The organism is Arcticibacterium sp. GJ41-1, assembly GCF_055808875.1.
On sequence record NZ_CM147888.1, the window covers coordinates 4,665,865 to 4,690,160 of the forward strand.

Below are 24,296 nucleotides of genomic sequence, written 5' to 3' on the forward strand. Positions count from 1 at the left end.
GGCGAATTTGATTGACACCTAAAAAATACATAGAAAAGAACTCCGTAATAGTGGAGCAATGTAAGCTTGGAGACCGCAAAGCCCAATACAAACTGTATAAGCTTTACGCAAAAGCCATGCTTAATACCTGCATGCGTTTTGTAAAACAACAAGACGAGGCAGAAGACGTTTTGCAAGAAGCCTTTGTAGATGCATTTACCAAAATAGATTCTTTCAGAATGGAAGCATCTTTTGGGCTCTGGCTAAAGCAAATTGTGGTAAACAAGTCTATCAACTACCTACGGTCAAAAAAACTAGACTTGGTGGATATTGAAGACCATAAACACCACATAGTGGATGAAGGCGAATCCTTTTATGAAGACGACGACAAAGAGTATAAAATAGAATCAATAAACTTGGCAATGCCCCTTTTGCCAGATGGTTACAGAACAGTTTTAAACATGTACCTGTTTGAAGGTTTTGACCATGAAGAAATCGCGGAGTTCTTGGGTATAAGTGAAAGCACATCAAGAACGCAATATATGCGAGCCAAGAAAAAATTACTTCAAATTATGAGCAATGGACAAGCTTAAGAATTACATATCAACAAACAGAGAAGCTTTTGACACCCATGAGCCTTCAAAAGATTTATGGCAAAAGATTGACAAAAAACTGCCAATAGCCAGCCCTACAAAAGAGATTGCCTTCCAACCGAAAAGATGGTTTAGTTGGCAAATAGCGGCTTCCGTAATTTTGCTTTTGAGCATTGGCTTTTTAGCAGGAAAATATTATAACCCAGTAGCCGAAAATGAGGAAATTATAAACCTAAGTACCAAATATGGTTCGGAGGTTATTCAGTATGCCTCATTTATTGAGAAAAAGAAAAAGCAACTAAATAGCTACGCTGAACTAGCACCCGAATTAATGTTAGATTTTCAAGAAGATTTGGAAGCCTTAAATGGCTCTTTTGAATCCTTAAAAAATGACCTCCCAAATAATCCTAACCAAGAAGAGATTTTAGAAAGAATGATTGACAACTTGGAGTGGCAAATGCAACTTCTTGACCAGCAACTTGACATTATAAAAGAGAAGGCTAAAGATGAAAATCCTGAAATAGTTTTCTCACCAAACGAAAATACTGACGACATGCCGGCTATGCTGGTATAATTAAAGAATAAGAATAATGAAACAGTTCATAATTTGTGTTTTGCTCCTCATGGGAAGCACAGCCATGGCTGGGGCAGGTTGTATTAATTTTGATTTTGCGGGAGAAAACTATCATTTGATTGAAAAGAAAAAATCTATTAGTTACTCGTATAAACTTGATACTAAAGACCCAGTACGTATAGAAAACCATTTTGGCGATGTAAAAGTAAAGTTTTGGGACAAAGACGAGGTCAAGGTGAATATCACCATTACAGCCAATGCCCCTACGGAAGAGCAAGTAGAAGCATTTCTGAAAATTGTCAATATCCAGAGAAAACAACTAGACGGAGAAGCCTCATTTATTACGAAGCTTTACTGTTACAAATCTGCTTTTGAAAACAATATTAGTAAAGAAAAAGAGAAGAATTTTCTGCGAGTAGATTACCAAGTTTACATGCCTGAAAACCATGACCTAACGGTCAATAATTCACATGGCGATGTTTATATTCCTGAGTTTAATGCCATTTTAAATGTTAAACAGGATTACGGAAATTTCTTTGCCGACCATTTAAGTAATAAAGCCTCGGTTATTGATGTCAACTTTGGCAAAGCCTATATTAAATCAATGACAGGCGGAGAGCTAAAATCAAATCAAACTGCACTTTTGATTGACAAGATAGAGGCCGTAAACATGACCAACATTTGCGGTACCGTTAAGGTTTTAGAAGCAAATAATACCAACATAAAAGCCACCTATACTAAAGGCTACATTGGCAAAGTAAATGAGTCGTGTAAGTTTAATTTGAATTACTCTAAGCACTTTAGACTAGCCGAAATACGTAACGATGTGGAAACATTAGAAATTTCAAGTTCGTTTACTAACCTAGAGTTACCACGCTGCCTAAAAGGGAAATATAACCTTAGTGCAGACACTAAAAACACTAATATGGTGATGAACCAAGAGCCCGAGACAAAGAAAGTCAGTTCACCAAACGCCACAGAGCAGCAGTATATTATAGGAAACAGCAATGCCTCACATGCTACTAAAGTGCATCTTACCACTAATTACGGTAAGGTAGAAGTAAAGTAATTTAGCATTTCTAATAACACAGGGTCTGAATATTTCTATTCAGACCTTTTTTTATGCCTGACTATGAGCGTAAATGGTTAATTTTAGTTTCTTCATCAACCTTATAAAATAAAATGCAGCAGTTTCATTACAGAACTTGCAACCTTTGCGAAGCTATGTGCGGATTAAAAATAACGCACGAAAACCAAGAAATAATTAAGATAGAAGGTGACAAAAAAGACACCTTTAGTAGAGGTCATATTTGCCCAAAAGCTTACGGACTTAAAGAAATATACGAAGACCCCGACCGACTAAAAACACCTATCAAAAATGTAAACGGAGCGTGGCAGCCCATTTCATGGGAATCTGCTTATAAAGAAATAGCGGCTAAAATAGTTGAACTCAATATAAAATATGGTCCTGACAGCATAGCCGCATACCAAGGCAACCCAAGCATTCATAACTTAGGAACCGTACTTACAGCTCCACGATTTTTCAAAGCCCTCAAAACCAAAAATATTTACTCGGCTTCTTCTTCAGACCAAGTCCCTCATCATTTTGCTTCTTGGCAAATGTTTGGGCATCCTATGTTGGTTCCCATTACTGACATTGATAATACCGAGCTTTTTGTAATTGTAGGTGGAAATCCATTAGTTTCTAACGGAAGCATGATGACCGTTCCTGATATTGGGAATAGGTTAAAGTCAATTTCTGAACGAGGCGGAAAAGTTATTGTTATTGACCCACGGCATACCGAAACAGCCGCTAAAGCTGACCAACATATCTTTATCAAACCTGGTACAGATGCGTGGTTATTTACAGCCATTTTGAAGCATATTTTTGATGAGAACTTGGTTAACATGGCACATCTCGAAAACTTCACTGATGGACTATCTGAATTAAAAACTGCCATTGCAGACTTTGACATAACTACCGCTGCTGAGAAAACAGGCATTGACCAAAACGTCATAAAAACCTTAGCTTCCCAAATAGCAAAAACTAAAAAAGCAGCCCTTTACGGCAGAATGGGCGTGAGTACCCAAGCATTTGGTGGGCTAAACAATTGGCTTATAAATGCCATAAACATAGTTTCAGGCAATTTAGACGTAGAAGGTGGCCTTCTTTTTACAAAACCGTTGATAGATTTTATTGGCAAAGCCAAACCTAAAAACCGATATAACAGATGGGAAAGTAGAGTTAGAAAGTTTCCAGAGTTTTTAGGAGAACTTCCAGTAGCGTGTTTATCTGAAGAAATAGAAACCGAAGGCAAGGGACAAATCAAAATGCTCATGACTAGCTGCGGAAATCCAGTACTTTCTATTACCAACGGAAATCGATTAGACAAGGCTCTTGAAAAGCTTGATTACATGGTGAGTTTTGACATTTACCTTAACGAAACCACCAAACATGCTGACATCATTTTGCCTCCGGCTACAGGCCTAGAAGTACCTCATTATGATTTAACTTTTAATGTTTTAGCCGTGAGAAACACCGCAAAATACTCCCCTGCCCTTTTTGAAAAAGAAAAAGAAGCCAAATACGACTGGGAGATTTTCCAAGAACTAGGTCATGCTCTAGCCAAAGCAGCAGGCATAGAACCTCCAAATGGCGGAAAAGTTTATTCGCCAGAAGAAATGCTTAGCATAAGTTTGAAAAACAATGACTATGATATAAGCTTTAAAGATTTGGAAGAGCAAACCCATGGTTTTGACCTTGGGCCTTTAAAGTCACAACTTCCCGAGCGTTTAGGAAACGAAAACAAGCGAATCAATCTTTGCCCAGAGTTACTCGTTAACGACTTAAAGCGTTTAAAAGAAACTACAGACGAAAAAGGTTATACGCTCATAGGAAAAAGACATTTACGCGACAACAATAGTTGGATGCATAATTCTGAATTACTTCAAAAAGGGAAAAACAGATGCTTAGTCTTAATGAACCCTGCGGATGGGAAAAAGGAAGGAATTAAGACAGGAGATAAAGTAGCCGTCAAATCAAGAGTAGGAAAAGTGACTATTGAGGCACATTTAACTACGGACATTATGCCTGGTGTACTGGTAATTCCGCATGGCTATGGGCACGGAAAAGGAAACATTAAACTTGCCGTGGCAGAAAGAAACCCCGGAGTAAGTGCAAACGACCTAACAGATGATATGCTGATAGACGAACTTACAGGAAATGCCGCTTTTAGCAATGTTAGAGTACAAATTTCGGCAGTAGCCTAAATTGTACTATCTGCAGCTTCAGTGTTTTTGGGTAAATTATAACACTTGCGGCATCTCGCTTCATAGCTTTCTAGTTCGCCCAAAAGCACTTGTTTTTCGTCTGCCGCGGTTCTGTAAGAATAGTGGGCTATATCACCGCATTTAACACAGATGGCGTGTACTTTGGTAACATATTCTGCTACGGCCATAAGAGCAGGCATTGGCCCAAATGGTTCTCCTTTTGAGTCCATATCTAAACCTGCTATTATTACTCTTTTGCCCGAGTTCGCCAGCTTATTAACAACCTCCACCACACCTTTGTCTAAAAACTGAGCTTCATCTATGCCCACCACATCACAGTTTCCTGCGTAAAGAAGTATCTCGGCGGCTGAGTTTACTGGTGTAGACCTGATAGAGTTTTTATTGTGAGAAACTATATCTTCCTCATCATATCTTGTATCTATCCCTGGCTTAAATATTTCAACATTTTGTCGAGCTATTTTTGCTCTATTGAGCCTTCTGATAAGTTCTTCGGTTTTTCCGCTAAACATGGAGCCACATATCAATTCCACCCAACCCATCTTTTGGTCATTTGACCTACCTCTTTTCGGCTCTATAAACATAAATGCTTTTTTTTTTCGTTTAGCTAAAAGTGGTGCAAAGTTTGTAACTTTATATCACTTACATGCTCCTACAAAAGAAACGAATTTGAAAATGACCTACAAATGGAATTCGACAGATGTCGAAACTTACGCTAAAGCTTTCTCTAGTCTTATTTGCGACGAATATTTCAGCAATCAGAAAACTATTTCTGGTGGCGACATTTTAAAAATAACCGAGATTAAGCAGCTCAATCTTCTTGTAATAAGAAACTTGTTTGAAAAATGGCAAGAAGAAAGCAGCCGACTTCAAAGCCCATATTTTGACTTTGAAAACGCAGAAGTCAAGACCGCCTTAGCCTCATTTATGAATACACTATCAAGATTTATTTCTGTCGGTAGAGATAAATTTGAAATTCTTTTGGCAAAATCAACACAAGACACGCTTCAACTGGCCTTAGAACCAAAAGGGTATTTTGACAACTTAATGCGAAATCTTCCTGAGTTTAAACTGACCACAGAATGGATAACGGCTAATAAAAAGTATTTCCAAATCAATAAACCTGTTCTGGATGCTTTAGAAAATAAATTAAACGGAGGTTCTGTCTTTGCCAATCAAGGTATAGACTGGTTAAAAGTAATTTTTGAAAACTTTAATGGCGAAGACCCATCAGAGCTTTTAGAAGACTTTAATGGCATCTTAAAACTTAATCTTGGTCAATCAACATCGAACAAATCTTTCTTTGACGAAGCTTTAGAATCGGCACCAGTACCTACGCCTACTACTAGAAGAACCTTAGAGCCAAGTCAGGAGAAACCCGAAATAGCAGCACAAGTTAGGCAGCCACTTCCTGATGCACCAATTCCTGCTCCTATACCAAGTCCTGCTCCAGTTCAAAGGGTAGTACAACCTGTAACAGCCCCGCAAGTGGTCAAAGCTGTAGGCAAAGAACCAATGACTTTAAATGACAGACTTCTAAATGCAAATAAGACTTTAAACGACAGTAAAGAAAGTGCTAAAGTGGCCAATCTTTTAGACTCGCATAGTAGATCTAAAATCAATAGTTTAAAAAGCGGTATATCACTTAATCAGCGTTTCTTATTTATCAATAACCTCTTTGGAGGAAATCAAGACAATTATAATCGAAGTATGGAAACGCTGGACGCCTGCGGAAGCCTTACCGAAGCCATGAATTATGCAAATCATGAACTTGCGGTAAAGTATCAGTGGGATAGTAACTCAGCTGAAGCAGAAGAGTTTTATGCTTTAATAGAAAGGAAATTTAGTTAAGCCATCATCATGGCTGCCCCTCCAGCTAAAATTCCAAAAACTATAATTACGCCATAAAGTATCAACATAGTAAGGGTCATTACTCCTACAAATTTGAACATTTTTCGCATGTTAAAAAGTGCTAAATGAAGCAGTTCATTATCTTCTTCTAAAATTGCTTCTTTAGTACTTTTTGCAAACTTGAAAAGGTAAAGGCAAGGAAAAAAGTATATAACTGCCATCACCACATAAATAAACGCCATACCCAAAAAATAACTGGGACCTAGGCTTTCAAAATGTTCTCCATTAGGGAGAAAACTCATTATTGTGCTAAGCCCTAGGGCAAAAACAACCAAAAGAGCACTGCCTACAAAACCAACTATGGCTAAAAACTTAGCCCATTTCGCCGATTCTAATAAATCTTGTTTTCCGTCTTCTGAAAGGTAAAGGTTGCTTTCCATTTAATAAATGTGTTTGATTTAGACCCATAAGTTCGTTCTTTTTTCTTAGATATAAAACACTTAGTTAAATGACGAAACCGCAAAAAGTATCTATTAGCTTCATATGAAAGGTTTTTGAAATACTTGCTCAAATCAATTTTGTGATTTTTTCCATATGATTTAAAAAAAGGCTATTTTTCCTTTTTATGCGAAAAACCCTTTTATACCTCTTACTATCAAGCACTTTTACTTTTGCACAAAATAGCCTCAGTGGCGTAGGTGGCAAAAGTTGGGGTATGGGACATGCCATGGTGGCTCTCCCTCATTCGCAAACCTTCTTTTATAACCCTGCTGGACTTGGTTTTGTTGAAAACTCATTTGTCAATTCATCTTTTGATTCTAGGTTTGATATAGCTGGACTTTCTACCATGTCATTATCGGCAGTGCTTGCCGAAAAATGGGCTACAGTAGCCATAGGAGCCGAACGATTTGGAGACCAACTTTATAATGAGAACAAAGCAGGAATTGCAATAGCAAAAAGCACAGAACGAGTATCGCTGGGTGTCAAAGTATCATACCTCGGGAATTATGCAGAAGGCTTCTCGTCCCGAAACACTATTGTAACAGAGTTTGGTGTTATGGCATATCTTTCTACTAAAGTAAGCATAGGAATGCATGCCTATAACCTCACGGGTGCCTCGCTTTATGATTTTGAAAAAATACCAACTACGCTCCGACTTGGTGGAGCATTTCAACCTACTACTAAAATAACAATAGCCGCCGAAACAGAATACATCCCATCAGAAAAGCCCTTTTTTAAAGCAGGTTTGGAATACATGCTCTTTGAAAACTTCCATCTCAGGACAGGAATAAATACAGGAATCAGGACGAATCATTTTGGCGTGGGCTACGCTTATAAAAAATGGATATTTGATTACGCAGTAAATACGCACCCTACCTTGGGTTTATCCCACCATTTTAGTTTGCAACTAAACCTTCCAAAGAAATGAAAAGACATCTCCTTTTTCTTTTTATTTTTCTTAGCGTGACAACCGTCATGGGTCAGGCTCCTAGATTGGAAGCACCTCCGGTAGAAATAGACCTTGATAACTTTATTCAGCGACTAGCCGCCACACAGCAAGAGGATATAAACTATGAAGACCTTTATGAAGCATTGCTTCAGTTTTATTTAAACCCCATCAACCTAAACGCCGCTAATCCAGACGAACTACGAAGTTTATTTCTCCTTTCAGAATCTCAGATTCAAAATTTCTTTGAACATAAAAATCGTTTTGGAAATCTATTAAGCCTTTATGAACTACAAACAATTGCGGGTTTTGATGCCGAAACTATTCAAACTTTAAGACCCTTTATAAGGTTAAGTAATGGCGTTTCTGTCAATGACGTCAAAGGAATTTTCAATAGAGCTACCGACCACTTTTTGGTTATTAGAACAGAGCAAACCTTAGAAAAAGCTAAAGGATACCGTGAAGGCAAATATTTGGGTCCTCCACAAAAACTATATGCTCGGTATAGACTGCAACACCCTAAAGATTTCAGCTTAGGCTTTATTATGGAAAAAGACCAAGGTGAACCAAACATAGCCGATTACACAACTTTCCATTTTCAACTACAAAACAAAGGGAACCTTAAAAATGCCATTATAGGCGATTATCAATTACAATTTGGTCAAGGACTTGTGATGTCTGGTGGCTATGCTGCTGGTAAAGGTGGCGAACCTATCTACACTACCCGAAGAAGTGATTTAGGCATAAGACCTCACAATTCTGTTTTAGAGGGTGGCTTTTTGCGTGGTGCTGCGGCTACCTATCAAACTGGTCAAATATCACTTACTGCATTTGGCTCTTACACCAAAAGAGACGCCAGCATAAATACTGATGTAGAAGAAAGAGAAGACGTTTTTAGCTCTATCCTATCTTCTGGCTTACACCGAACACAATCAGAAATTGACAAAAAAGGGCTCGTTAACGAAACCAGTGCGGGTATAAATGCCAAATGGCAGCATGGGGATGGCCATATTGGATTCACTGTTTTAAATACAAATTACAGCAGTCCTTTAGAGCGTAACTCTAGGGAGTATGCCGTACATGAATTTAAGGGTACCCAAAATACCGTAATGGGAGCAAACTTCTCTTACTCTTGGCAAAATTTCAATTTCTTTGGCGAAGCAGCCCGCTCTAGTAGCGGTGGTATTGGAGCCATTGGCGGTTTTGTGGCATCACTTAGTCCACAAGTAGAATGGGCATTAAACTTTAGAAATTACGACAAAGACTTCCACAGTTTCTACTCCAATGCTTTTGGCGAAGGAAGCAGAACTATCAATGAAAAAGGGATTTACACGGGTTTTAAATACACACCAAAAAGGGGCTATACTTTTGCTGCCTTTTACGACAAATTCAAATTCCCTTGGCTTAGGTATTTAGTAGATGGACCTTCTGATGGAGACGATTACCTCCTCCGATTTACCTTAAAGCCTACCAAAAAGTGGATTTTTTATACGCAATATCACAGAGAACAGAAGCAAAAGAATTTCCCAGGAAACGAAACAGTTAGTGATTACTTGGTCAAAACCACCAGACAAAACCTTTTGGCTCAGTTCGAATTTAATATCTTTAAAAACTTCAAATCACAAACAAGGGTACAGTATAATTCTTTTCAGTATGAAACCTTAGACCGTTCAAATGGCTATGCACTAATTCAGGATATAGAAGGAAGCATTGGTCGCTTACAGCTCAAAAGCCGTATCGCTCTTTTTAATACCGATTCTTTTGACTCCAGAATTTACGCTTACGAAAACGACGTGCTATATACCGTTTCTTTCCCTGCCTATTTTGGCAAAGGAACACGCCTATATTTAGTTAGCAGATACAGCCTTACCCGAAAAATAGACATTTGGGCTAGAATAGCCAGAACCTCGCTCACAGACAGAGAAACCATAAGCTCAGGAAATAACGAGCTAGATGTACCTCACAGAACCGATGTAAAACTGCAGGTTAGGTATAGATTTTAAGATAAATCGACCTCTTTTCTTGCTCGTTACCTAAAAACTTAATGCATTCAAGCTTCGCATTTCACTTTAAACATAATTATCACTCCACTACCAAAGACTTGGTTTTAACCATTTTGACCAAAACAAAAATCACGTAACCAACAGGACCAAACATAAACACAAAAGGAAGAATTAAGCTATAAACCAATCTTGGTAATCCCACCTCTTTTGATTTTCTGACTACGTATGCTCCCACAAATAAGTCAAAAGCTAAATAATGCAACCAGCCAATAGCAATGGCTGTATCTGAAGTAAATAAAGCTTTTACACTAGCTAAGGAATTAAAACTATCCATTTCAAAACTACCCATATCTTTTATAACCAAATAGGCATATATCAATGATAGAAGCAGAATAACACCATTCAAAACTAAAGTTTGCGTGTATTTCCAATGAGGTAAAATTAGCAAGAGCAACCAGCCTATAAGCACAAAGGCATTTCCAAAAGAGAAAATAGATGATGGTGTCATAATTCTAAGTCTGTTCAGTTTGACAATTAAATTACCGCTACTTCCGGCTTATTCAAAAAGAATTCTGCGATAGCTTTGCACCCAAAATACGAAGAATACTGTATCTTAGACATTAATAAAAGCTAATTACAAATTGACCATGAATATTAAAGACCTCCTCAAAAAACCAGATTTAGACGAAAAAAGCCGAGAATTAAAACAGTTTGTACAATTTGAAAAACTGATGGAAGAACTAAAATATCGTACACTTCCAGACGATACCATTCAAATGATAAACATAGAAGTGGATACTATAAACAATAGCCTAGAATCAGGAAAAAAGCTAGCCAAACAAATTAAAACTTCACTATCTAAAATTATTAGCTTCCTAGAAAAAGAACTTAAAATAGTTACGAAAAACCATTATCGAAATTTATGGTTAGCCATTGGTGTGGGAGCTTTTGGCGTTCCTTTGGGTGTAGCATTTGGGTCTATTTTAGGAAACATGGCGTTTATTGGAATTGGAATGCCTATCGGTATGGCTATTGGCCTAGCCATTGGAACTCAGATGGATAAAAAAGCTGCTGCTACGGGCAATCAATTAGACTTAGAAGTACAGTTTTAAAGCGAAGAAAAATTATCTCATGACAACCGAGGAAATCATATTACTTCTAATTTCCCTTCCTTTTATAATTGGGACGTTTCTTCCATTAGGTGGAGGTAAACATTGGTTCATAAGAGGATTTGATTTTATAAGAATTCAAACTTCGGTAGTGCTAGCCGCAACACTCGTTTTAAGTTTCTTCCTTATTCCTGAAGCCTCTATTTTAGTTAGGTTCATTCAATTCGCACTGCTCCTAGCCCTTATTACTCAAATCAAAATTATTTCTCCCTATATCATTCTTAAAAGTGAAAGTCATGAGCCAAGTCCAGAAGATTCTGAGAAGCTGACAATACTTAGTGTAAATGTTTTACAAAGCAATGATTGTTACCATAAACTTATAGAACTGGTAAAAAAACTACAACCAGACATCCTACTGACTATTGAAAGTAATAAAGCTTGGGAAAAAGCTTTAGAAGAGATTGAAGTTGATTATCAATCTATGAAAAAAGTACCATTGGAAAATACCTATGGCATGCATTTCTACACTAAACTGAAAGCTAACAAGATAAAAGTACATTACTTTTTAACAGACGAAAGGCCGACAATCGAAGCACATTTAGAAGACCGAGAAAACAATAAGTTTGTCTTTTGGGGCATACATCCACCGCCACCCAGCCCTACCGAAGAAGTAACTTCAAAGAAGAAAGATGGTGAGCTGCTTAGTATTGCTAAACTTATAAGGAAGTCAAAAACTCCTAGTTTGGTTATTGGGGATTTTAATAGCGTATGTTGGTCAAATGTTTCCACCCTGTTTGCAAAAACTTCTGATTTGAAAGACGCTCGAAAGCGAAGAGGTTTCTTCTCAACATTCCCTGTCAAACCTTTCTTCATGAGGTTTCCTATTGATTTACTTTACCATTCGGAAGAAATAAAGATTTACCACATGAACACCCTTCCGGAAATTGGCTCTGACCACCTTCCACTATACTCAGAATTTAGTGTTCATCGTTCTAAAACAGAAAGTCCAAAATCAATGGAAAAGAACGAGAAAGAAGAGGTTGAAGAAATTATTACCGAAGGTAAAGAAGCAGAGAAATCTGAATAATAGGCCTTTTTTTAAGAGCTTCTGACATAGGTCAATAAATACAAGTTTTCTTTAAAGTCTTACCTAATCAATAAATGAATAGGTAAATTGAGCATACCTATTGATTTATTCAAAACCCTATAAGCTCTTCCTTCGCATGAAATCAAAATTACTATTCCTCTTCTCATTAATATTTCTACTTTCAGCTTGCAGCATAAATCCGGAAAAGGTAGAGAAGCCAAACGTACTTTTTATCTCCATTGACGACCTCAATGATTGGATAGGTTGTTTAGACGGACATCCTCAAATAAAAACTCCAAATATTGACAAATTGGCAGCAAGAGGTATGCTTTTCACCAATGCTCATACGCAATCTCCAATTTGCAATCCATCCCGAACCAGCTTGCTTACAGGTTTGAGACCTTCAACTACAGGCGTATATGGTCTTTCGCCATGGATTAGAAATGTGGATTCCTTAAAACACTTGGTTACACTTCCTCAGTATTTCTCACAAAACGGTTATACAAATTATAGCACTGGAAAGATTTTCCATGGCAATAATGGAAGAGGCGAAAACGATAATGAGTTTGACATTCTAGGACCTGGAACTGATATAAAACCTATACCCGAAGAAAAAATCATAGGTTTCACTCCAGGTGGAAACCACCCACTAATGGACTGGGGTACCTTCCCACATAAGGATGAAGAAAAAGGAGACTACGAAGTAGCTAGCTGGGCTGTGGATGTGTTAAACAGTAAACCTAAAGACCCTTTCTTTTTGTCTTGCGGCTTTTTCTTGCCCCATGTACCAGTTTACGTGACAGAGAAGTGGTTTAACATGTATCCTTATGAAACATTAGTCATGCCACCAATGCTAGAAAACGACAGAGAAGATACACCAAGAGCTTCGTGGTATAATCACTGGAAAGTGCCTGAGCCACGTCTAAAATGGCTTAAGGAAGACCAGCAGCTCAAACCTCTTGTTAGATCATACTTAGCCGCCATAAGTTTTGTTGACAGTCAGGTTGGTAGGCTTTTAGATGCTTTAGATGAAAATGGACTTACCGAAAACACCATTGTGGTACTATGGTCTGACCATGGATACCATTTAGGTGAAAAAGAAATTAGCGGCAAAAATACGCTTTGGGAGCGTTCTACGCATGTTCCTTTAATTTTTGCGGGTCCTGGAATAAACAAAAATGACAAATATGACAATCCTGTTGAACTTCTTGACATATACCCCACTTTAAGTGCATTATGTAATTTGCCTGAAAAATCAGAACTTGAAGGAGTATCGCTATTGGACCAACTTAGCGGAAAAGAAGTTAAATCTGTCAGACCAGCTATTACCACAAATAATTATAAAAATCACAGCATCAGAACTAATGACTGGCGATACATTCAATACGCTGACGGCAGTGAAGAGTTATATAATATAAAAAGTGACCCAAATGAATGGGAAAACTTAGCCGACAGCAAAGATTTAGATGGAATAAAAACCAAACTAGCCAAATGGATTCCTGAAGAAAATCACCTACCCTATTTTGGAAACGGATTTAGAGTTTTACAATACGAGAATGGAACACCAATCTGGGAAGGAGAAGTTATAAGACCTGAAGACACTATTCCGGATATTTAATTACTTAGCTTAATTATTTTAAAATGCCTTCAAAGCATCAAACAATTCGTCAACTTAATCTTCGAAAAAGCTTAAGAAAACCAAATACTTAAAGAGTATTTCCTAACTTCAAATTTCGAATATAATTTCAAGACCACAACTTCAGAATGAAGGTGAAAATACCCTATGGAAAAAGTTACGCTTAAGGGTTTAGCTAAAGTTCTAGATATGTCTATATCTACCGTATCTAGAGCTCTTTCAGACCACCCAAGTATTAGTGATAAAACCAAGACAAAGGTAAAAGAAGCCAGTGCACATTATAATTATGTACCAAACCTAAGAGCCCGATACCTAAGAACTAAAAACTCAGGATTAATAGCACTCATCCTCCCTGGATACGACATGTTTTTCACACCTACCCTGATGGATGGAATATCTAAGGTTGTCAAAAAGCAAGGTTATTCTTTGCTAATTTTTCAATCTGATGATTCATGTGAAAAAGAGGTGGAAATAATTGAATATTGCCACCAACTCTCTGTTGACGGTATTTTACTTTCTTTAGGAGGCTCTTTAGGCAAAGAAATCAGTCTACCAAAAATCTCGGCACCCATAGTTATGCTAGATCGTATTAAGGAGAATAATTCTTTTAGTACGGTAGCCATTGAGGGAGATTTAATTTCACACCGTGCTGTGGAGTATTTGATAAATAAAGGTCATAAAAAAATAGCAGGAATATTTGGCAACGCCCAAAGCTCCACAGCAATTAAAAGAAGTAAAGGCTTTCGTGAAATCATTAAAAATCAAGATGCTACTATAGAAGGCTATGAATTAATGGTAGAACATACCGAAGATTTCAACAAAGTCATGGATGATTTTTTAGAACAACACCCAGGCATAACGGCCTTATACACGATGTCGGATACGCTGACTCTAAAGGTTTATCATTACCTAAATAGCCGACAAATACGAATACCTGAAGACATGTCAATCATCGCTATTTCCGATGGAACCCTTCCTAAGGTAATGCATCCTAACACTACCCACTTTTTCCATTCGGCAGAAGAAGTAGGCTTACTAGCTACTGAACTTCTTATAAAACATTTAAAATATCCGAACACTCCAATGGAGCACCTGAGAATAGAATGCGACCTAATTGAAATGGATTCTGTAAAGAGTTTTAAACAAAAATGACCTTCTGATGTGGTCATAAGGAAGTGGAACTGTTTAATTTCTTACAAAAAAGAGAAAGCATTCATTTCGTTAAAAGCTTGGTAGCTGTCACTAAAAATCAAAACCGGAGTATAAAGAAATCTTTAAGAATTTAATTAGCTGGGCAATACCCAATGTTCCCTAGCTCTTGGTTTTGACACCAAAAAGAAAGTTGAAAACAGCTATTAAGCTAAATCCCTAGACAAAACCCTGATTTTAGACCGCAACAATAATCACTTTAAAACTGAGCCTAGGATAATTTTCACTAATTTTAAGAAGGATTTGAAGGTAAAAACTCAATGAATGAAGTACTTTAATTTAATCTTTTATTCAACCTATTAAAAATGAAAACGAAAAAAACTAACTCTTCTAGAAGAGACTTCATCAAACAAGGAGCTTTGGCTTCTTCCATCTTTGTAGTACCTAGGCATGTATTAGGAGGCGTAGGCTATACTGCACCAAGTGACCAATTAAACATAGCAGCCATAGGTGCCGGAGGTAAAGGTGCCAGCGATATAAGAAACGCATCTGTTAATGGTCGTGAAAGAATAGTTGCTCTATGTGACGTAGATTTCTCAGGTTCTGCAGCGGCATCTGTCAAAAGGTTCCCGAAAGCTAAACTCTATGCTGATTATAGAGAAATGTTAGATAAGGAAAAAGATATTGACGCTGTTACTATTTCTACCCCTGACCACGTGCACGGCCCTGCTGCTAAATATGCCATGGATAGAAACAAACACGTATATGTGCAAAAGCCAATGACACATAATATACGTGAAGCCAGAATCCTTACAGAACTTGCCAGAACTAACAAAATTGTTACTCAAATGGGTAACCAAGGAGGTTCTAATGAGCTATTAGGTATGGTTCAGAAATGGGTTGACTCTGGTGTAATGGGTAAAATAGCAAAAGTACAGATATGGACAAACAGACCTGTATGGCCACAAGGAAACGCTATGCCCGAGCCAAATGCTAGCTTAAAGCCTGATGATTTAAACTGGGATTTATGGTTAGGACCAAATGAACTAAAACCATATACCCCTAAAATGCATCCATTTAACTGGAGAGGCTGGTGGGATTATGGTACTGGTGCTTTGGGTGATGTAGGATGTCACTTAATAGATATTCCTTTCAGAACATTAGGTTTAAAATACCCTACCGCAGCAGAGTGCTCTGTAGCTTCTATTTATTCTGAAATGTGGAATGCAGATTATCACCCAGAAGGTTGTCCTCCATCTTCATTCATTACTTTAAAGTTTGGTGCAACGGCAAAAAGCCAATCGCCAATAGAAATGACTTGGAGCGATGGCGGTATCAGACCTTCACATCCAGACATCATACCAGCAAATGATGATATCGGAGGGAAAGACAGTCAAAATGGTGTTTTAATTATTGGTGAGAAAGGAATAATTTCTACCAACATTAACGATAGCTCTCCATTAATGCCAAAACTTTACTTAAATGATGGTACCACCGAATTTGGTCCAGAAGTAGAGAAAAGTGATGAGCCAGAATACGGCCACCATAGAAAATGGGTGGACGCTTGTAAAGCAGGTTTCAAAAGCTCTGAGCACCTGGCTCTAACGTCTTCTTTTGATTATGCGGGCCCTATGACAGAAACTGTATTGATGGGTAACTTAGCCATCAGAAGTTATATGCTAAGAAAAGAAGACAGCAAAGGTAAAATGGACTTTTACGCTAGAAAGAAACTTCTTTGGGACGGTGAAAACATGCGTATCACTAACCTTGAAGCAGCAAACCAGTTTGTAGGAAGAACTTACAGAAAAGGCTGGGAAGTATAATTTTCAATATTTTAAACAGCTCGGTAAATATAGAACCGAGCTGTTTTTTTTAACTTACACTCTAAATAAAAATAGACTAAAATTACTTATGAAATTAACTACGCTTGGCTTAGCTATAGCCCTACCAGTTGCACTTTACTCTTGTTCTAGTAGCACTTCAGATTCGACTGAAACAATGGAAACTACCGAAGAAACCGTTAGCACTGATGATGGTTTTGTCTCTTTAAGCGACAATTTGGATGGCTGGATTGGCGACAAAGCTGTTTATACTATAACTGATCGTGTCATTTCTGTAAACCCAGAAGAAAAAGGAACAGAAGGAAGCGGTGGAAATCTATTGACCGAAAAAGAGTATAGCGATTTCATTTTCAAATTTGAATTTCAATTAACGCCAGGTGCTAATAACGGATTAGGAATTCATGCTCCTTTAGAAGGTGATGCAGCCTATGAAGGTATTGAATTACAAATTTTAGATAACACTGCTGAGAAATATGCAGACCTACATGATTATCAATATCACGGTTCTGTTTATGGTGTTATTCCAGCTAAAAGAGGTTTCCTTAAGCCTGTTGGCGAATGGAACGAAGAAGTGGTCACTGTAGAAGGTTCTAAAATTAAAGTTGTTTTAAATGGTACTACTATTTTAGATGGCGATTACTTAGAAGCAAGCAAAAATGGCACTTTAGATGGTAAAGAACATCCTGGACTTGCAAGAACAAGTGGTCATGTTGGATTTTTAGGACATGGTGAAGTTCTTTCATTCAGAAACGTAGCTATCAAAGATTTAGCTAAATAAATATTCCAAAGCCATGAAGAAGTACAGAAAACTTCCTTTTCTAATCTGTATACTCTTCATGGCTTTTTCTTGTCAAAAAAAGGAAGAACAGCCCAATGTCCTTTTTATCTCCATTGATGACTTACGTCCAGATTTAGGTTGCTACGGAAACACCGAAGTAAAATCTCCAAACATTGACCAAATAGCCGCAGAGGGTTATACATTCAATAAACATTTCGTTCAAGTACCTACTTGTGGTGCTTCTAGATACGCTCTATTAACGGGAAATAGACCTAGTAAGAAGTTACATTTAAGGAATGACGCTATTGAAAAGGAAATTTCAAACTCTCCAGAAACTGAACTTCCAGAATCTTTTATACATCAATTACGCAGAAACGGCTATCATACCGTAGGAATAGGTAAAATTAGCCACTCGGCCGATGGACTAGTTTACGGCTATCAAGAACCCGTGTCAGACAAAAGAGAACTACCATTTAGTTGGGACGAATTATTATTTGACGCAGGAAAATGGGAAACAGGCTGGAATGCTTTTTTTGCTTACGCCAATGGTGAAAACCGAAACGATTTAAATGGTCAAGTAAAACCCTACGAAAGTGGTAAATCAGGTTATCCTGATGAACTGACTACCAAACTAGCTTTAGAAAAGCTCAAAGAATTAAAGCAAAAAGACAAGCCTTTTTTTATGGGAGTGGGCTATTTCAAACCACACCTCCCTTTTAATTCCCCTGAAGAATATTGGAATAAGTATAAAGACGACAGTATTTCCGTATCAGAAAATCCACTTAAGCCAAAAGGTGTTAATAATGCTAGCCTTCATGGGAGTTCTGAATTTAACAGATATGCACTTGGTGAAGAAAAAGCTAGTTTAGACAAAACACTTTCCGACCCGTACGCCAAAAATATCAAAAAAGCATATTACTCCTGCATCAGCTATATTGACAATCAGGTCGGTCAATTAGTGGCTGAACTAGAAAGACTTGATTTAGCTAAAAACACCATCATAGTTATTTGGGGCGACCATGGCTGGCACTTAGGAGACCAACAAGTTTGGGGTAAACACACTTTATTTGAAAGAGCCTTAAAAAGTGCACTTATCATCAAAATCCCCGATTCAAAAAGCAAACACACACAAGTAAATAGCATTGTAGAAACTGTAGATATTTACCCAAGCATATTAGAGTTATGCAATATTAAATCAAGTCATGAAATTGACGGTAGAAGCTTTGTCAGCATGCTAAAAACTAATCCAGATAAAACTGGAGAAGTAGCCTATAGCTATTTTAAAAATGGCATTTCTTTAAGAACAGACAGATATAGGCTTACAAAATACTTCAGAGAAGAGCTACCAAACATTGAGCTTTATGACCATCAAACGGACCCTTTAGAATCTATAAATATTGCTAAGAGAAATCCACAAATGGTTGATTCGCTAATGCCTATTCTAAACATAGGCGACACTAAACTATATTCTAAATAGGTCTTAATCCAAAACATTAGTTTCATTTGTACCGCTAAAAATGATGTTCATTGAATGCATTAAAAGAAACATTTACTTTTAGAAACATTTTTAACCCATTTTAGATACTTTTAAGTGTATTTGTCAGTTTTCCTGTATAATAAGTTTCCTAATAATTGAAAAAGAATCTACTTCACACTTTATTGATTACCCTATGCGGTATTCAAGTTTTTGCTCAAGCACCCACCTTAAGCTGGCAGAAAAACATTGGCGGTTCAGCTGGTGAGTTTGACCTAATTTGTAGCCAAAATTTTCAGGGAGATATTTTTATTGCTGGCACTACTTATTCCAGTTCCTCTGGTGATATCCCCTTAAATAATGGTGGAGCAGATATTTATATAGCTAAACTTAATGCTAGTGGAAACGAATCTTGGTCACATAATTTTGGAGGTTCACTAGATGATTCCCCAATTTCAATAGCTCCAACATCAGATGGCGGTGTAATTATTCTTTGCTTTGTGGCTTCCACCAACGCTGGAGGTGACTTTAATCAAGCTGGCGTATGGCTCCTTAAACTAAATAATGATGGAAGCACAGACTTTAAGACTTTTTACGGAGGAAACCCAAACCTCAAAGGAAAAGTAATCCAAACCTCAGATGGTGGATTTATGTTTCACTCAATTAAAACTGTAGGTGTAAATGGTTTAGACTCTTGGATTTATAAAACTCATTCAGATGGAACTTATGACTGGGATGCAACTTATGGTGGAACGTCTGATGAATTTGCCGCTGATATTCTAGAATATGGTGGTGACTATTATGTATTGGGTGAAAGTAATTCAAGCACGGTAAATGGAAAATCGAATCATGGATTAAGTGATCTATTATTATTAAAAATCAATTCAGCAGGTGTAAACCAATGGACACGCTTAATGGGTGGTAATGGAAATGACGGAGGGGTTAGGTTAGTACTAGACGATGCAAAAAACCTCCTAATTTTAGGTTATAATTCGAGCATAGGTGGAAATGTTTTGGAAAATAATGGAGGCATAGACTTTTGGATTATTAACATGGATACAACTGGTTTCTCGTCAAACAATTATTCGGTTGGTAAAATAAGTGATGATTATCCATCAGATATTTATTTTAATGAATCTACTTTCAGTGGCGTGGTGGTTGGCGAAACATATTCTTCAGGATGGGCTCCAGTTCCCTCTACCGATCCAACTATATCAAATTTTTTAGTTGCAGAATTAATTCCTTTTGGTGGAACTGCATGGACGAATGCTTTAGGAGGTGATGATTCTGATGCTCCTACAAGCATTATTGGAACTATTGATGGCGGTTTACTTATTTCAGGACACTCCTACTCTAATGATGGCGATTTAACAGGAAACAATGGTGATTCAGATTTTTGGTTAGTGAAATTAGCTTACCCATGCCCAGACGAGCTAACCCTAAATGCCGCCAATTTCTCTAAAAGCCTAAGCAGAACAGCGGGAAGCTCCATAAATACCAACTCTGAATTTACTGGTTCGCTCTCAAAGGTGAAATTAAAATCTAACTACATTCAGATGAATCCTGGATTTAAAGTAGAGGCAGGTACTGTCTTTGAAACGGAAATTGGCGGTTGCCCTCCCTAGTAAATAAGGTCTAAGCCTAATTCGTCTTTGAAATCTTTAAGTGCAGGGTTTTTCTCTAACATGGCCTTGAATTTTTCTTGCTCTGTACGTGGTTTTCCTTCGTTTTTAGCTGCCACCAAAATGGCAGTAAGTTGCAAAGAAGTGTTTTGAACCTGCTTACGCACAAAATCAAGGATATCTTGTTTTGACTCATCAAACAAATCCATTAATGTTTGATTGACTAACTTCAAAGTAATTATTCCATCTTCAGTTAGGTCAAAATTACTTTTCAAAATCATTTGCTGACTTTGACGCTCCATTATTTTGGTACAAGCCGTTAAAGCTACTTTGACATCATCAAAAGTATATGGCTTATTAGAAACAACTTCTTGTGTTTCTACTTTTTTGACCTCGGCCTTGACCTCTGTTTTTAGCACTTCTTCTTCCAAATCTACTGTAGAACGAAGTTTAGAAGACTTAAACTTTGGTCTAGCACCTGCTACTGGTGTATTTGGTTTTACGGCACTTGGAGTTTTGGGAGCCTCTTTAGGAGCAGAAGGCTCTGCTGAAGCTACACTAGTTGAGTTTTTTTTTTCAGCCTCCCCGTTTGGAAGCGTGCTTAAGTTAAGTACCTGAGAGATACTGGCCATCTTCATGAGCCCTATCTCCACATGGAGCCGTTGATTTTTGGCCGATTTATAAGATAAATCAACTTGGCTACCAATACTTAAAGCAGACATTAAAAAACCTTGCGACAGTTTTTTAGTTTGGTCTAGGTATTTTTGCTTCACAGAAGTAGATACTTCCATCAAATCAATAGTTCTAGCATCTTTCCCTACCAAAAGGTTTCTAAAGTGTCCATTTAAACCAGTTACAAACTGATGTCCATCAAAGCCTTTTTCCAAAATTTCATTTAAAACCAATAAACTCTCCGACAAATCTCCGTCAAAAAGAGCATCTGTTATTTTGAAATAATAGTCATAATCTAAAACGTGAAGATTCTCTAAAACCTCCGCATAGGTAAGTTTTTTATCTGTAGAGAACGTTACGTTCAAATCAAACATAGAAAGAGCATCTCTCAGTCCTCCATCTGCCTTTTGAGCTATAAGCTCCAAAGCTTCAGGTTCAGACTCAATACCTTCCTTGGTAGAAATTTGAGCCAAATGGCTCGCCATGTCTTTTATCTGAATTCTATTGAAATCAAATATTTGACAACGGCTTAATATCGTTGGGAGAATCTTATGCTTCTCCGTAGTAGCTAAAATAAATATGGCGTAAGATGGTGGCTCTTCTAAAGTCTTCAAAAATGCATTAAATGCAGCCGAAGACAGCATGTGAACCTCATCAATAATATAGACTTTAAATTTTCCATCTTGTGGAGGAAAGCGAACTTGGTCTATCAGGTTTCTAATATCCTCTACCGAGTTATTACTGGCGGCATCTAGTTCATGGATATTGAAAGAGGCGTTTTGAGCAAAGTTTTTACAACTTGTACACTCATTACACGGCTCGGTATCTGCACCTACATTTTGGCAGTTGATAGTTTTAGCTAAAATTCTAGCACAGGTAGTCTTCCCTACCCCTCTTGGTCCGCAAAAAAGAAACGCTTGAGCCAAGTGCTCCGTCTTAATTGCATTCTTAAGCGTGGTGGTAATATGACTTTGACCCACTACTGAATCAAAAGTTACCGGCCTATATTTTCGTGCTGATACTACGAACTGTTCCATCGGTGGCAAATATAAAAAAGAATGTTTCTAATAGTGGAAGTGGGTGGAAAACTTTGATGTACTAATTGAGATGTATCAAGTTTTTGAGAACAAAGTACCAGAGTAAAAAGAGCCCTTAATGCTCTAAGAATTTGTCTTGAAAAATACTGGGCGTTTAGCTTATATTTTTCTCATTTTTTTTGAAAATATCACAACAGCTAACGATATTGGATAACATAAAACTCAACCCTATTTATGCTAAGTCAAAACGAAATAGACTCATTAGACCGTGACGGATTTTTAAATCTAGGTCAATTATTAAACAGCCAAGAAGTAAAAGAAGTCAATGATAAAATTGATGAATTGCTAGCCAATGAAGGCCAAAAGGCAGGCTCCGAACTTTTTGATTCTAAATATATCAGGCACCCTACAGAAGATGGTGTTGACCGGCTGGCTGACTTGGTAAACAAAGGAAAGGTGTTTGACCAGTTTTATATGCATCCAAAAGTTTTAGCCACTGTGGAAACAGTTATTGGCAAAGCCTATAAACTTTCATCACTAAATTACAGAGCCGCCAAACCTGGCAAAGGCCTACAAAAACTCCATGTAGATTGGGGAAACACCATTGCCAATGGTGAATATAAAGTATGTAACACCATCTGGCTTTTAGACGATTTCGTCATTAATAACGGAGCCACCAGAATAGTCCCAGGTACGCATAAATTAGACGTATTGCCAAATGACGCCTTAGAAGACCCATTTCAAAAGCACCCTGATGAAGTCTTGATATTGGCACCAGCAGGCTCTGTGGTGGTATTTAATTCGCATGTGTGGCATGGAGGCACCACAAACCTTACTCAAAAAGACCGTCGAAGTATCCACAGTTATTTCTGTGCCAGAGACCTTCCACAGCAGGTTGACCAACAGCGGTACATTACCCAAGAAACCAAAGACAGAATTGGAGAGAAAGGTGCTTTTGTTTTGGATGTTTAAACAAAGTAAAATCTATAATAACATTCCCGAGACTGCGATAATTCTAACAAAAGAGGAGAGAACAAAAATGCTATCTCCTCTTTTGAAAAGAAAAAAAGACCTTAAAACCCCAACTAGGTCTATTTTAAGACAAAATCACCAAATCTGATGCACGCTCTTTTTAATATACTTTTCGTAAATCGCATTTACCGCTGCCTTTTGTTCTGTTGATATGTCGGTGATTTCTGAGGCACCTAAATTTGAACTTACCTGCTCTGCCCTACTCGCACCAGGAATAATACAACTTACAGCATCAAAACCCAAAATCCATTTTAAAGCAACTTGAGCCAAATTAGTTTGATTTGGAAAAACGGCTTTTAACTCCTCCACTGCTTTCAAGCCTAAATCATAGTTAATTCCTGCAAAGGTTTCTCCTTTGTCAAAATGCTCTCCGTTTCTGTTAAACTGCCTATGGTCCCCTTCGCCAAAACTAGACTCTTTAGTAAATTTACCCGTCAATAAACCACTTGCCAAAGGCACTCTTACTATCACGCCTATGTCTTTCTTTTTCGCCTGCTCAAAAAATAACTCAGAGGGACGTTGTCTGAACATATTAAAGATAATTTGAACGGTAGTGACATTTCCAAACTCAATACCCTTCAATGCCTCTTCTACCTTTTCAACACTTATTCCAAGGTTTTGAATCTTACCTTCGTCTTTTAATCTATCAAAAAGCTCAAAAATTTCTGGTCTGTAAAAAACCTCCGTAGGCGGACAATGCAATTGAATTAAATCCAATGTTTCTAAACCCATTCTGGTCAAACTATCCTCTACAAACTTTCTTAAAGCAGCTGGTTTATAAGCTTCATTATTATGCGGGTTGAGTTGCCTACCACACTTACTGGCTACATAAATTTTCTCTGACCTACTTTTGACAAATTTGCCAACCGCCTTTTCACTTTCACCTACTTCATTTCCATACACATCTGCAGTATCTATGAAATTCACACCGCCATCCACAGCTTCATTTAAAATTCTATCTGCTGAGGCCCAATCAAATGGCTCCCCCCACTTTCCACCAACCTGCCAAGTACCAAGGCTAATTTCTGATACTTCAATATTTGTCTTTCCTAGTTTCCTGTATTTCATTTCAAAAGGGTTTTGTTCGTTCAAAATCAAAAGTCAATTCTTTTTTTTAATTTAAA

At 37.5% G+C, this 24,296-nt stretch carries 21 protein-coding genes; 16 read left to right on the forward strand and 5 right to left on the reverse strand.

The genetic code is table 11. The features are described from left to right. Window positions 1–11: 11 nt before the first annotated feature. The 4 genes from AC0L6O_RS19260 to AC0L6O_RS19275 all read left to right on the forward strand — a co-directional run bounded on the left by AC0L6O_RS19260 (window position 12) and on the right by AC0L6O_RS19275 (window position 4,416). Window positions 12–572 (forward strand): RNA polymerase sigma factor, encoded by a 561-nt coding sequence (locus AC0L6O_RS19260; RefSeq protein ID WP_473304668.1) that lies wholly within the window; start codon window positions 12–14, stop codon window positions 570–572. Then, window positions 559–1,146 (forward strand): hypothetical protein, encoded by a 588-nt coding sequence (locus AC0L6O_RS19265; protein WP_473304670.1) that lies wholly within the window; start codon window positions 559–561, stop codon window positions 1,144–1,146. The genes AC0L6O_RS19260 and AC0L6O_RS19265 overlap by 14 nt, the downstream gene beginning before the upstream one ends. A gap of 16 nt (window positions 1,147–1,162) precedes the next feature. Further along, on the forward strand, window positions 1,163–2,215 hold the full coding sequence (locus tag AC0L6O_RS19270) for a hypothetical protein (protein WP_473304671.1): 1,053 nt from the start codon (window positions 1,163–1,165) through the stop codon (window positions 2,213–2,215). Window positions 2,216–2,328: 113 nt separating this feature from the next. Next, on the forward strand, window positions 2,329–4,416 hold the full coding sequence (locus AC0L6O_RS19275) for a molybdopterin-dependent oxidoreductase (RefSeq protein ID WP_473304673.1): 2,088 nt from the start codon (window positions 2,329–2,331) through the stop codon (window positions 4,414–4,416). Here the strand turns inward: AC0L6O_RS19275 and AC0L6O_RS19280 are convergent. After that, window positions 4,413–5,018: a thymidine kinase gene (locus AC0L6O_RS19280; RefSeq protein ID WP_473304674.1), complete on the reverse strand. Its 606-nt coding sequence runs from the start codon at window positions 5,016–5,018 to the stop codon at window positions 4,413–4,415. The two genes, AC0L6O_RS19275 and AC0L6O_RS19280, sit on opposite strands and share 4 nt — an antisense overlap. Window positions 5,019–5,109: 91 nt before the next feature. Between AC0L6O_RS19280 and AC0L6O_RS19285 the strand changes: the two genes are divergently transcribed. Further along, a complete protein-coding gene (locus AC0L6O_RS19285) occupies window positions 5,110–6,285 on the forward strand; it encodes a hypothetical protein (RefSeq protein WP_473304676.1) in 1,176 nt (391 codons plus the stop codon). On the opposite strand, the gene AC0L6O_RS19290 is transcribed toward AC0L6O_RS19285, so the two are convergent. After that, window positions 6,282–6,725, reverse strand: a complete 444-nt coding sequence (locus AC0L6O_RS19290; protein ID WP_473304678.1) for a DUF5362 family protein — start codon at window positions 6,723–6,725, stop codon at window positions 6,282–6,284. The two genes, AC0L6O_RS19285 and AC0L6O_RS19290, sit on opposite strands and share 4 nt — an antisense overlap. 185 nt (window positions 6,726–6,910) lie before the next feature. Here AC0L6O_RS19290 and AC0L6O_RS19295 point away from each other — a divergent pair, with 185 nt between their 5' ends. After that, on the forward strand, window positions 6,911–7,714 hold the full coding sequence (locus AC0L6O_RS19295) for a PorV/PorQ family protein (protein WP_473304680.1): 804 nt from the start codon (window positions 6,911–6,913) through the stop codon (window positions 7,712–7,714). Next, complete coding sequence (locus AC0L6O_RS19300; RefSeq protein WP_473304682.1) at window positions 7,711–9,735, forward strand: ComEA family DNA-binding protein; 2,025 nt, start codon at window positions 7,711–7,713, stop codon at window positions 9,733–9,735. The genes AC0L6O_RS19295 and AC0L6O_RS19300 overlap by 4 nt, the downstream gene beginning before the upstream one ends. A 79-nt stretch (window positions 9,736–9,814) precedes the next feature. Here AC0L6O_RS19300 and AC0L6O_RS19305 read toward each other — a convergent pair whose 3' ends face one another. After that, on the reverse strand, window positions 9,815–10,243 hold the full coding sequence (locus tag AC0L6O_RS19305) for an ABA4-like family protein (protein WP_473304684.1): 429 nt from the start codon (window positions 10,241–10,243) through the stop codon (window positions 9,815–9,817). A gap of 139 nt (window positions 10,244–10,382) precedes the next feature. On the opposite strand from AC0L6O_RS19305, the gene AC0L6O_RS19310 reads away from it, so the two are divergent. From AC0L6O_RS19310 to AC0L6O_RS19345, 8 genes are all read left to right on the forward strand, one after another. Beyond that, window positions 10,383–10,847, forward strand: a complete 465-nt coding sequence (locus tag AC0L6O_RS19310) for a hypothetical protein (RefSeq protein WP_473304686.1) — start codon at window positions 10,383–10,385, stop codon at window positions 10,845–10,847. A gap of 19 nt (window positions 10,848–10,866) precedes the next feature. Further along, a complete protein-coding gene (locus tag AC0L6O_RS19315; protein WP_473304688.1) occupies window positions 10,867–11,931 on the forward strand; it encodes an endonuclease/exonuclease/phosphatase family protein in 1,065 nt (354 codons plus the stop codon). A gap of 136 nt (window positions 11,932–12,067) precedes the next feature. Then, window positions 12,068–13,549 carry a sulfatase gene (locus AC0L6O_RS19320; RefSeq protein ID WP_473304689.1) on the forward strand — a complete coding sequence of 494 codons (1,482 nt, stop codon included), beginning with the start codon at window positions 12,068–12,070 and terminating at the stop codon, window positions 13,547–13,549. Window positions 13,550–13,714: 165 nt separating this feature from the next. Further along, a complete protein-coding gene (locus tag AC0L6O_RS19325; protein ID WP_473304690.1) occupies window positions 13,715–14,719 on the forward strand; it encodes a LacI family DNA-binding transcriptional regulator in 1,005 nt (334 codons plus the stop codon). Window positions 14,720–15,081: 362 nt separating this feature from the next. After that, complete coding sequence (locus AC0L6O_RS19330; protein WP_473304691.1) at window positions 15,082–16,539, forward strand: Gfo/Idh/MocA family protein; 1,458 nt, start codon at window positions 15,082–15,084, stop codon at window positions 16,537–16,539. 88 nt (window positions 16,540–16,627) lie between these two features. Continuing rightward, window positions 16,628–17,335: a 3-keto-disaccharide hydrolase gene (locus AC0L6O_RS19335; protein WP_473304693.1), complete on the forward strand. Its 708-nt coding sequence runs from the start codon at window positions 16,628–16,630 to the stop codon at window positions 17,333–17,335. Window positions 17,336–17,348: 13 nt separating this feature from the next. Then, on the forward strand, window positions 17,349–18,812 hold the full coding sequence (locus AC0L6O_RS19340; RefSeq protein WP_473304694.1) for a sulfatase: 1,464 nt from the start codon (window positions 17,349–17,351) through the stop codon (window positions 18,810–18,812). 155 nt (window positions 18,813–18,967) lie between these two features. Continuing rightward, complete coding sequence (locus tag AC0L6O_RS19345; RefSeq protein WP_473304695.1) at window positions 18,968–20,434, forward strand: 3-coathanger stack domain-containing protein; 1,467 nt, start codon at window positions 18,968–18,970, stop codon at window positions 20,432–20,434. On the opposite strand, the gene AC0L6O_RS19350 is transcribed toward AC0L6O_RS19345, so the two are convergent. Next, window positions 20,431–22,140 carry a DNA polymerase III subunit gamma/tau gene (locus tag AC0L6O_RS19350; protein WP_473304697.1) on the reverse strand — a complete coding sequence of 570 codons (1,710 nt, stop codon included), beginning with the start codon at window positions 22,138–22,140 and terminating at the stop codon, window positions 20,431–20,433. The two genes, AC0L6O_RS19345 and AC0L6O_RS19350, sit on opposite strands and share 4 nt — an antisense overlap. Before the next feature lie 234 nt (window positions 22,141–22,374). Between AC0L6O_RS19350 and AC0L6O_RS19355 the strand changes: the two genes are divergently transcribed. After that, window positions 22,375–23,112 carry a phytanoyl-CoA dioxygenase family protein gene (locus AC0L6O_RS19355; RefSeq protein ID WP_473304698.1) on the forward strand — a complete coding sequence of 246 codons (738 nt, stop codon included), beginning with the start codon at window positions 22,375–22,377 and terminating at the stop codon, window positions 23,110–23,112. Window positions 23,113–23,247: 135 nt separating this feature from the next. Here AC0L6O_RS19355 and AC0L6O_RS19360 read toward each other — a convergent pair whose 3' ends face one another. Continuing rightward, window positions 23,248–24,240: an aldo/keto reductase gene (locus AC0L6O_RS19360; RefSeq protein WP_473304699.1), complete on the reverse strand. Its 993-nt coding sequence runs from the start codon at window positions 24,238–24,240 to the stop codon at window positions 23,248–23,250. Window positions 24,241–24,296: the final 56 nt, after the last annotated feature.